General features: G+C 59.6%; 9 protein-coding genes. 3 read left to right on the forward strand and 6 right to left on the reverse strand.

Annotated elements, in window-relative coordinates:
- Positions 1-141 precede the first annotated feature (141 nt).
- Positions 142-615: a TIGR01841 family phasin gene (gene phaP, locus BO1_RS55810; RefSeq protein ID WP_043289165.1), complete on the forward strand. Its 474-nt coding sequence runs from the start codon at positions 142-144 to the stop codon at positions 613-615.
- Between the two features lie 185 nt (positions 616-800).
- Here phaP and BO1_RS55815 read toward each other — a convergent pair whose 3' ends face one another.
- Positions 801-1,436, reverse strand: coding sequence for a Uma2 family endonuclease (locus BO1_RS55815; RefSeq protein WP_084688833.1), 636 nt, complete (start codon positions 1,434-1,436; stop codon positions 801-803).
- Between the two features lie 688 nt (positions 1,437-2,124).
- On the opposite strand from BO1_RS55815, the gene BO1_RS47500 reads away from it, so the two are divergent.
- Both BO1_RS47500 and BO1_RS60010 read left to right on the forward strand, forming a co-directional pair.
- On the forward strand, positions 2,125-2,334 hold the full coding sequence (locus tag BO1_RS47500; RefSeq protein ID WP_028223588.1) for a hypothetical protein: 210 nt from the start codon (positions 2,125-2,127) through the stop codon (positions 2,332-2,334).
- Between the two features lie 38 nt (positions 2,335-2,372).
- Positions 2,373-2,531 (forward strand): hypothetical protein, encoded by a 159-nt coding sequence (locus tag BO1_RS60010; RefSeq protein WP_156992806.1) that lies wholly within the window; start codon positions 2,373-2,375, stop codon positions 2,529-2,531.
- 212 nt (positions 2,532-2,743) lie between these two features.
- On the opposite strand, the gene BO1_RS47505 is transcribed toward BO1_RS60010, so the two are convergent.
- The 5 genes from BO1_RS47505 to BO1_RS47525 form a co-directional block, all read right to left on the reverse strand.
- On the reverse strand, positions 2,744-3,247 hold the full coding sequence (locus tag BO1_RS47505; protein WP_028223589.1) for a hypothetical protein: 504 nt from the start codon (positions 3,245-3,247) through the stop codon (positions 2,744-2,746).
- 76 nt (positions 3,248-3,323) lie between these two features.
- Positions 3,324-3,815, reverse strand: a complete 492-nt coding sequence (locus BO1_RS47510; RefSeq protein WP_028223590.1) for a hypothetical protein — start codon at positions 3,813-3,815, stop codon at positions 3,324-3,326.
- The gene (locus BO1_RS47515; protein ID WP_028223591.1) at positions 3,808-6,132 is read right to left on the reverse strand and encodes a hypothetical protein; all 2,325 of its coding nucleotides are present in this window, start codon (positions 6,130-6,132) and stop codon (positions 3,808-3,810) included. The genes BO1_RS47510 and BO1_RS47515 overlap by 8 nt, the downstream gene beginning before the upstream one ends.
- Positions 6,129-7,682 (reverse strand): tyrosine-type recombinase/integrase, encoded by a 1,554-nt coding sequence (locus BO1_RS47520; RefSeq protein ID WP_084688834.1) that lies wholly within the window; start codon positions 7,680-7,682, stop codon positions 6,129-6,131. Before BO1_RS47520 ends, BO1_RS47515 begins: the two co-directional genes overlap by 4 nt.
- 1 nt (position 7,683) lies before the next feature.
- The gene (locus tag BO1_RS47525) at positions 7,684-8,907 is read right to left on the reverse strand and encodes a site-specific integrase (protein ID WP_028223593.1); all 1,224 of its coding nucleotides are present in this window, start codon (positions 8,905-8,907) and stop codon (positions 7,684-7,686) included.
- Between the last annotated feature and the right edge of the window lie 105 nt (positions 8,908-9,012).

Below are 9,012 nucleotides of genomic sequence, written 5' to 3' on the forward strand. Positions count from 1 at the left end.
GTTTCCCCTCGTACGCGTGTCGTGCCTCTGCCGTACAATGAATTCGTTGCATCGCAGCAATGGCGATTGGCCCGAGCGGGCCGTCCGTATCTCCGCCAGGTTCCCTCCTGACATCCACAGTCTCACCTCCATGGAGCAGTGATGAGCACGCCTATTCCCGAACAGTGGGTCACCGCGCAGAAAGCCGGTCTGGAGAGCTTCTTTGGTCTCGCGACCAGGGCCGTCGAGAGCATCGAAAAGCTCGCTGAACTGAATTTTCGGGCAGTCAAATCGACCCTCGCAGACAATCAGGACCTCCTGACCCATTCACTGTCTGTTCGCCAGCCGCAAGAGTGGGTTGCCTTGACGGCAGGCCTGGCCCAGCCCGCAGTGGCAAAGGCCGCATCATATGGTCGGGACGTGTGGGAAGTCGTGTCGGACGCACAGGGCGCGTTCTCGGCGGTCACGGCGACGCAGGCCCAGCAATACCAGCGTGATGTGCAGGCGATGGTCGAAAACTTCGGGAAGAACCTGCCGGCAGGCACCGGGGCCATGATGACGGCGTGGAAGCAGGCGATATCGGCGGGCAGTGAGACCAGCGAAACGGCCAGGGAATCCGCGAAGCCGGCGGCCTGAACCGAAGCTGCGCGAATAGATTACTCGCGGAGCCAACGTCTTGAGGCGCTTTCGGGTGCGCGTTTCGTTCCGCTAGTTTTTTTGCACCCGGGCGTTCAGGACCGGGACACGCGGCGAGGTTCAGCATGTCCTCATGGTCGTGGACTTCGGTCTGGGCCGATGCTGCGCGGTTGTTCGGCGGCCCGTTAGCGGTTGCCTGCTTCTGCTCCCCCGACCCGGCGTCCTGCGTCCCAGGTCGGGGCGGCGCTCCGTTCCGCCGCCGCCAGAGGGTGTAAATCGACGGCGCTCGCTGCTACACGCGCCTGGCAATAGACGGGCTCGACTGTCAGCGTGATCGCGAACGTGGAGGCCTGGCGCCGGCCCTCCGTTCCCCAAAACTCAATCGTCCCGTCCTGTCTGACCACAATGACCTCCGTGGCGCCGCCTTCCAGGTACGACGCGACCCGACGGTCCCTCTCGCGCGGCAGGTCCCTGTCGAGGAGCACTTCGACGCAAAGGTCGGGAACAAACGGCACGGGGCCATCGCGGTCGAAACACTCCCATTTTCCGGGCGCCATCCACACCACGTCCGGGACCCGGATGCCAAATGAGGGCGTCACAACGGGCACTGACATGGCCGCCAGATGACCCATCTGGTCGGCCAGCTGACAGTAAATGTCGGTGAACGCTAACTGGCGCGTGCCCGACGGGCAACCATTCGCCACCACTTCACCGGACGCGTTCAACTCGTACCGGTCGCGCATGACACCTTCCACGGTCGGGACGAGGCGATGCCATAGCGCCAGTAATCCGTTGCAGTCCAGCGCCATAGGGGTGTCCATAGTCGTCTCGCAGGAAATTTGCCTGAGCGTATACCCGACCTTTGCTGTTTAACAACATCTAACACCCGTTTTCCATTGTGCGATGCACAATAGGAACCGGGCTTCATGACGACTGGCAGGCATCGTCGGGTGTTGACGGTCCCGCATGCACGCGCCCAACGTCCTTGCGCTGTGGGACCCAGCTGTCTAATGTTCAAGTAGTTTCTCAGGTTCGGTGTGCACCGCGACAGGAGGAAAGTGATGAGAGCCAGGACACGAGGTCTCGGAAGAAGTTTGGGTGGCGTCAACGGCACCCGTGACTGCGCGGTGTCGAGGGCAGTGGCGACCCGGAATACGATGCGCCTGGCAGCAGAGGAAGCCGGACCGGCGGACGTCCAGCGCGTCGAGTCGCATGCGGTGTCGGCGGAGATTCGTCTCCTGCGGCGTCCGAAGCGGACGCTCAACTGAGCCAGGGGACGGGGAGGCCCGCAAGTTGGCGGGATCTAACCCAGCAACAGGACGGCTGGCCTGAGCCCGCGACAGCCTCGAATGCCGGTGCTGGCGTCATCGTGCCAGCCCGGCACGTTGCGCGTTCTTCCCGCCGGGAGACACCGGATTCGTTGCAGCCTGCCCGGCGAAACTGGCCCGGGCAGCGCTCGGGGCGCGTCAGCCTGGGGGCACGCTGCCCGCTGACCACAGGAGTTCCGGCATGAAACTTGACGCCGCCATTTTCCGGCAACTGCGTCGTCTTGCTCCCGTTCTCGATGACGTGCTCAGCGCAGGCGAGGTCGAGCACGCGGACCAGGCCGTCGATCTTGCGGCGCTGGCGCAACTTTGCTCGCAGCTGTTCGATGCGTATCACGGCCAGTACCCGGACGAAACGGCGCAAGCGCGGCTCAACGCCCTCAAGTCGCCGTAACCAGCCAATGGCGTGCCATCCTACGCAGCGTGACCCCGATGTCGGGCACCCTCATGCGCTTCCTCATGCCGCAGGGTAAGCGTTCATTGCAGGTTGTGGAGTATGCCGCGCGAGCCGGGCGCGAACGGCAGGAGCTGGGTGAATGGGTGGCCGAAGGAAAAAAACGAACGATCGTTCGAAACTTCGAATCTTGGTAAGTATGGCTTAGTGTTGCGTTGGGTGCGGTTTTCAGTTTTTGTTATATTTCAACGGGGAAGGCGGCCGAGTTATCCACAGGATGACCCACTTTTTAACGGGTTGCCTGTTGCGCGCAGGCAGCCCTAGTTTTTGATGCGGTTTGACGCAACAGCACTTCACCTGACAGCACTCTCTTGCTGCCTCCGTGTTGCGCATTCCGCGATCCCGGCGGCTAGCTGATTTGCGTTCTGGGACTCACGCCGAGACGCCAGAGCACGTCGATATTCTTGAGATAGACGGCGACGTTTTCGCGTGATGCGTGGATGATCGAGTGGTCCTGACCATCGACGCTATCGACCTGCGCAGTCCACGGGTCCTCTAGGCTTTGGCAGATGTCGTTGATGTCGTCGCGATACTGTTCCAGTCTGTCCGCTTCCCAGTTCCGCACAACGTCGGGTGCCAGAAGCACAGTCAGTACACCTTTTCTTTCCCCGATATACCGTACCGCGGGAAGCAGGCCTCCGACGTAAAGCACCATGACCGCGTCGATCACGCGATCATCGTGGTCTTCATCCCAGATAACGGCGAAGTCGAGGAAGGCGCACCGCTCAATCCGGTTGAGCAACTCGTCGTGCCAGACCGGGGCACGTAGCACGGAGTAGTGAGTGCCGCGACCAAGGTTACCAACCGGGTGAGTCTCGTCATGCAGCGTCTGGAAGAAGTGGCAATAGGACATCAGATGCTCCTTTCGGGAGGAATGCAGCTTCCGCTGCGAACCCAGCCCTTTCGCGGCTGGGAGGATCGGGTAAGCACTAGCGTTTGTTCTTTTTCCCATCGCGCGCTGCCGGCATGGCCGAGGCCGATGCAACCGGTATGGCGCCGAGTTCTACCAACTTGTCGCGGGCGGCCCGGTGATATTCATAGAACTTCGCCCACTTGCTGAAGCCGCCGAGTTCGCCGACCGCGCGCAGCATTGCAAGGTGCGAAGCAGTCAACAGTTGCACGGTGGCTTCGAGTTCTGCAATCCGTATATCCTTGTCGGCAAGCGATGCCGCAGTATCTGCGCCCGAGCGTTTGGCAACACGGACGCGCCAACGCCGGTAGTCAGCCTGCCGCTGCTGATATTGAGCGAGCAGTTGGCTGCGCGACTCACTACGGGTGATCGACGATGCTGCCTTGATGGTCGGATGTGCTCGCGCAACGGCGCGCGCCGTGATGTCTTCATCATCTGCCAGCAGCGTTTCTAGAATCGCGCGCATCTGCTCGTCGTTGCTGGACGGTGTGGTCTCGTCAGGTTCAGTCATCAAGTACTCCGCGTTGCCGGGTCTGCGACAGGTCAACGCCCCCCGGGAAGGGATGTTCGCCCATTGGTGTTGCAAGAAGCTTCTGTACGCCGGCCAGCCGCTTCTCGGCATGGTCAAGCTGATTCTGCCAGCCGATGCTGGTCGATGGTCTGGCATTGATCGATTCAATGGCAAGCTTGAACTTGCCCTCGAGCCGGATCAGGTTCTGCCGGTGCTCGGGTAGATCGCTGGCCGACAGGTGGCGACAGTCCGCGAAGCACTCGAGATGTTTAGGGCAGGGATCGACCGTGAACGAATTCAGGCAATGCCCATACGGTGTGGCATGGAAACCGCCTGCTTCGGCACGAAGGTACGCATACGCGGCAGTATCGCCCTCCGTTGCCTGGATGCGCCGGAACGCATCCACGATCGGACCACTGGCCTTGCCACCTTTGACGAGCCTGGCAACCGTGGCAGTCTTCTCGCCAAGCATGATTTCGATATCCTGCGGGATTTCGATCGCCTCAAGATCCTCGGCGAGGCTGCGATGGTCGTACTCGTAACTCTGGGCGACGCTGCGCCGGTTGAAGCGCTTCGAGATGATGGTATCAGCAACGCCCAGCCGGAACAGCTCGGTATTTTGTAGATGACGCAGCATGTGCGATTCGATCTTCAAGGCCCGATCCTCATCGGTCTGCCCGTACTTTTCGAACAGTGACGGCAGATTTTTCGCGTCGCCGAGCGCCTGGCCGATGAACGTTGGGTCCGGACGGTTGACCGCAAGGTAGCGCGTCACGTCGCACAGACCCTCGTTGCGCTCCTCGGCGAGTGAGCGCTTGGGCTGCACGAACAGAAACTCCCATGGCTGGACGACCCCGGATGCAAGCGGTAGTGCAACGGTGTCCGACACCTTCGTTGGCGTTTCAAGCCTGATATGCGCTTCGAGCTCGCCAACGTGCAAATGCGCTTCGTGCCATTTCATACGTTCTGTATGACTAACAGAGGAGCCGTTCGCATGGCGGAAGCGCATGCCAGTCCTGCCATCTCGCATCGCCTTTACCAGGCGATTTCCGAGCACATAGACCGCCATATTGAGCCCAACGTCACCATTACGACACCGTTCGAGTTGATATCGATGTAGCTCGTCGAGTACAACCGGATCAAAGCCGTCACGGTAGCGTTCGATGAACGGCTCCTGCTCAATATCCAGCCAGAACGGGTTACCCATCATCCGCGTATAGACTTCGATGACAGGCACGATGCTATCGGCGGGGTACCACGGAAGCAAACGCCCCGTTTCGCACTGCAGCTTCAGCGTCGCGCGCAGCGGATATGTCAGCTTCGCAACGTGGTCAAGTGTCTCGGTCAGCAGTGCCCGGAACATATCGGGAACCGGCTGAGCATTTTCACGCAGGATGCGGCTGTCCGACCCGTCGTCCTGCTGCTTTTCGGCGAAGTGGCGGACCATCAGGGAAGTCGAGATACCCCCGGACTCTCCGGCGGGCCGTCCTTTCGCGTCCAGGTAAGCGCGCTCACGCTTCCAGTCGAGCGGCAGCAGGGCAGCTTCGCCCGCACGCATGCCAGTCACGATCATAGTGCGAACCGCAGCGAACCGCAGATCGTCCATGAACGTGCGCGGCTTCTCGGTTATCACGATTCGGGCCAGTTCCCAGAACGCCCTGCGTTCAGGGAGCCGTTCATCGCGCTTGCGCGCCTCCAGGTCCGCGCGCAACTTTTCCGGCGACCAGGTATGTTTCGCCTTGATCGCGCTTTTGACCTTCATCCGTGGAACGGCCAACGACGAGTACAGCGGGCCCGCATCGCAGAGGTGCTGGGCATCAAGAATCACCTTGACGATACCGATGACCAGATCGCCCAGTTTCCCGCTGGCCTGCATCGCCGCTCCAATTCGAATCGCGATACGCAGATCATCAACGGTCAGATGCCAGGGATCCTTTTCAACGCATGTTGCAACTACCCGGAGTGGTCGCGCGATGTGCTGCATGACATGCCCAGCAGTGTTGCGCTTGAACAGCAACTGTTCGGCAACGGCCGCCTTGATGAGATCCTGCCACACTGGCGATAGCGGGCGCCGGGGCATCAGTGTCAGGCCACGCTCGCCGCGCTCTGCATTGACGAGCGTCAGTGCCTTCGCATCAGTTCCCAGGTCTCGCAGGTAACGGGTCGGCGGCGGTACGTCGCCGACAGCGAGCGTGAGGTTCCAGCCGACGCCGTCGCGTGCAGCGCCTGTTTCGTCGAGAGGCATGTCCCATGGCAGGCCCTTGTCATGTGCCAGTCTTTTACCGAGATCAATGAACGCGGAGTAGTGTGGGTTCATCGAGTTTCGCGTTCCAGCTCTTCGATAACCGCCTGTATCTCAGCGATCGTGCGCTGCAATTGCAGATACGTTGGAGACTGTGTGTCGCCGCGCGAACTCTGGTCGAAGAAGACCACCACTTCGCGCATCTCGGACAGCACGCGCTCATGCATCGTCTTGTCATGCAGGGGCATGAACTTCGTGCATCCATAGCAGGACGTCACCGGGTTATAGGGGCACGCCGGCTGACCCGACGTGCAGCCACCGATACCTGCGATTGGGATGCCATGAGGCACGCCGGCGACTTGCTGTTCACCCTTGAGCAAGGTGAGCTCTTCCGGGGAGATGAACCGGTCGTGTGCGAACTTTGCGACGCGTCGATAGACATCCGACGCACCGAGAGCCCGGTTGACCCGTTCCGCGTGGGTGGCAGATGTCGCGTAGTACACCAGTCCCGTCTGTATATGCGAGTGACCCAGGAACTCGGCTAGCTCTTCATGGCTCGCGCCTGCGTCGACGAGCCGTTGGGCTGCAGTGTGGCGAAGGTCCGTCGCCGTACCGCGATCGTTTGAGCCAATCAGGTTCCTCACTACTTTGGCGATCTGGCGTCCCGCATCCATAGCAGATTCGACCGCAAAGAAGCGGGCTGAACCTGACATGCTCACGGCCTCTCGTTTTGCATACAGGGAAGCGAAGATCGGAGCCCATTCACGCTTGACCTTGCGAGTCAAAGGCAACTTCCTGGACTCACCTCTCTGCTTGGCCATGTGGAAGGTAAGATGGACCGAAGGCATTGTTTCGGACACGTCGCGCCAGATACGGACGTTGCGCATTTCAAGCTTCGCGATTTGAACGGGGCGCATGCCAAACTGATACGCACACAGCAACATGCCCGCCTCATCCAAAGAAGGAGGTAACTCTTCCGCTGCGCTTCCAGATTCCGTGGCAACTTGATCGGCGGTATTGTCCAGGTAGCGAACAATGCACGCTTCCTCCTCGACCGAGAGAAACACATCTCCAGACCGAATGCCAGCGTGAGCATCCCGTGCTGGCCAGGGGAGTGCACTCAGAAACTCCAGATATGATTCGGACCAGCCGCTCAACCGATGGCGACATAGCATGCGCAGAACCGTCTTGACACACGAATAGGCCGTCATAGGCAGGTCCCGCGAGCGCAGAATCATCCACTGCTGGAGAATTCCGGTTGGCGTTGCGCTCAGTACCGACGCCATCTCATCGCGACTGATATGCAAGCCACCGGTAACTATATGGAGAACCGTTGACATGCTGAGATCCTCGCCGAGCCCAAATGCGAAGACGTGCTTGAGAAGTAACGCGTAGGCCCTCTCAAACCGGGCAAAGTCAAATGCACCTCTCGTTCCGTCATACACGTAGTTGAAGGCATCGGAACCTTCTGGATTGGCTATTGATCTCAGACGGTCATCGAACTCATCGTAGTAGCGGATAACACGAGGCAGCGTGGGCAGGGCGGCCAACACGTTCTCAATAGGACCGCTCTGCGCCGTGTCGAGAGAGCGAAACAGTTCCCTCGATGTCTGCGATCTGCCCATGTCAACGCCCCTTTGGCAGTGCGCGCAGGAGGGCAACGCGATCATCAAACGCATCGTTCCAGACATTCGCAAGTCGATCCTCGAATACGGCACGAGCGTAGCGCGATGGCATCACCGATTTACTTGACCAGCCGAAGAAGGTCCGCATTTTTTGAAGTGCCTCATCCATTGGATCGCCTTGCTCGAGCAACTGATGAAGTCGAACCACTGCACACGTATGGCGTAGATCGTGCGGTGTTACGGAGTCCTTACCGGTCCGGTCATGAAGCTCATTCAATACGTCAGAGGGCAGACAACGCGACAGCTGGGCAAACACCTTTGTCAGCGTCTCTGTGGCGAGCGGCATATCGGATTGAGCATTCAGAAGGAACGGGTGATCAGGCCGGCCGCGATAGTTTCCTACGTAGGTTTCTACTATCGTGGCCGTTAGCTGACTGACGGGCACCTGACGGACGGAGTGCACGGTTTTGATCGAAGGTTTCGAATACCGAGGGTCACCGTCGTCATCTTCATACTCGTTTTCCTGAACGTTGAGCCAGTATCGAGTTCTTTTCTGCTTTGGGTCGTAAGCGCTTTTGACCGCGTCCGCGGGAAGCAGCAGAACCTCGCCGCGCCGCAGCCCCTGATGCAGCATCAGTACAAATGCGACGTAGACACGCCAACGCGTTTTCATGCGTAGAAACGGATTCTGCGGACATTCCGGATCAAGCAAGATATACAGCGCTTCGACCGTACTGGCCGGAAGCGATCGGACCGCATCCGCGGCAGCACTCCTGCGAACGTGCAATTGGCTGTAAAGCGAAGACAGCCGGTGTAGTCGCTGCTCAATGTGCCGGAGCCGATCGTCAGCGCTCCCAGCTCGGGAAAGCCAGGTGATGATGTCAGTCACAAACCCGAGGCCTGTCTGCCAGCGATTTTCGTCGGCGCTGGTCACCGCTGGCTGATTCCGGATCGAGATGAACCAGGATTCGAGGATCGCCGCCAGTGCTTCGTCGTCAAATCCGCTCAGGGCATCATCAAGCGCGTTGTCGCCAATCAGCTTGTCCGCATGCTGATACAGGTTTTCAACGTATCGAAGCTTCTGCGTGAGCGTTGAACTGGCGAGCCGTGCTATCGACGTCGCTGACCAGATCGCAGACCAATAGCGCGGTATGCCGGTATTGTCGACCAACACCGCACCACGAAGTGCTGCAGGAACAAGGCTGCTGTCGAGTTGACGAAACACGGGCCGCTCGCAAGGAGAACGCAACGGCCAAATTTACCATTCGGTGTATGTCAGGTTGCTGACTCGGTGCGCTTCCATGCAACACTTTCAAACTGACCACATAAT

This window comes from Paraburkholderia oxyphila NBRC 105797 (genome assembly GCF_000685075.1).
Classification (GTDB): domain Bacteria; phylum Pseudomonadota; class Gammaproteobacteria; order Burkholderiales; family Burkholderiaceae; genus Paraburkholderia; species Paraburkholderia oxyphila.

Coding starts and splice junctions, on each gene's coding strand:
- phaP (WP_043289165.1), top strand. CDS start 142: ATGAGCACGCCTATTCCCGAACAGTGGGTCACCGCGCAGAAAGCCGGT.
- BO1_RS55815 (WP_084688833.1), bottom strand. CDS start 1,436: ATGGACACCCCTATGGCGCTGGACTGCAACGGATTACTGGCGCTATGG.
- BO1_RS47500 (WP_028223588.1), top strand. CDS start 2,125: ATGAAACTTGACGCCGCCATTTTCCGGCAACTGCGTCGTCTTGCTCCC.
- BO1_RS60010 (WP_156992806.1), top strand. CDS start 2,373: ATGTCGGGCACCCTCATGCGCTTCCTCATGCCGCAGGGTAAGCGTTCA.
- BO1_RS47505 (WP_028223589.1), bottom strand. CDS start 3,247: ATGTCCTATTGCCACTTCTTCCAGACGCTGCATGACGAGACTCACCCG.
- BO1_RS47510 (WP_028223590.1), bottom strand. CDS start 3,815: ATGACTGAACCTGACGAGACCACACCGTCCAGCAACGACGAGCAGATG.
- BO1_RS47515 (WP_028223591.1), bottom strand. CDS start 6,132: ATGAACCCACACTACTCCGCGTTCATTGATCTCGGTAAAAGACTGGCA.
- BO1_RS47520 (WP_084688834.1), bottom strand. CDS start 7,682: ATGGGCAGATCGCAGACATCGAGGGAACTGTTTCGCTCTCTCGACACG.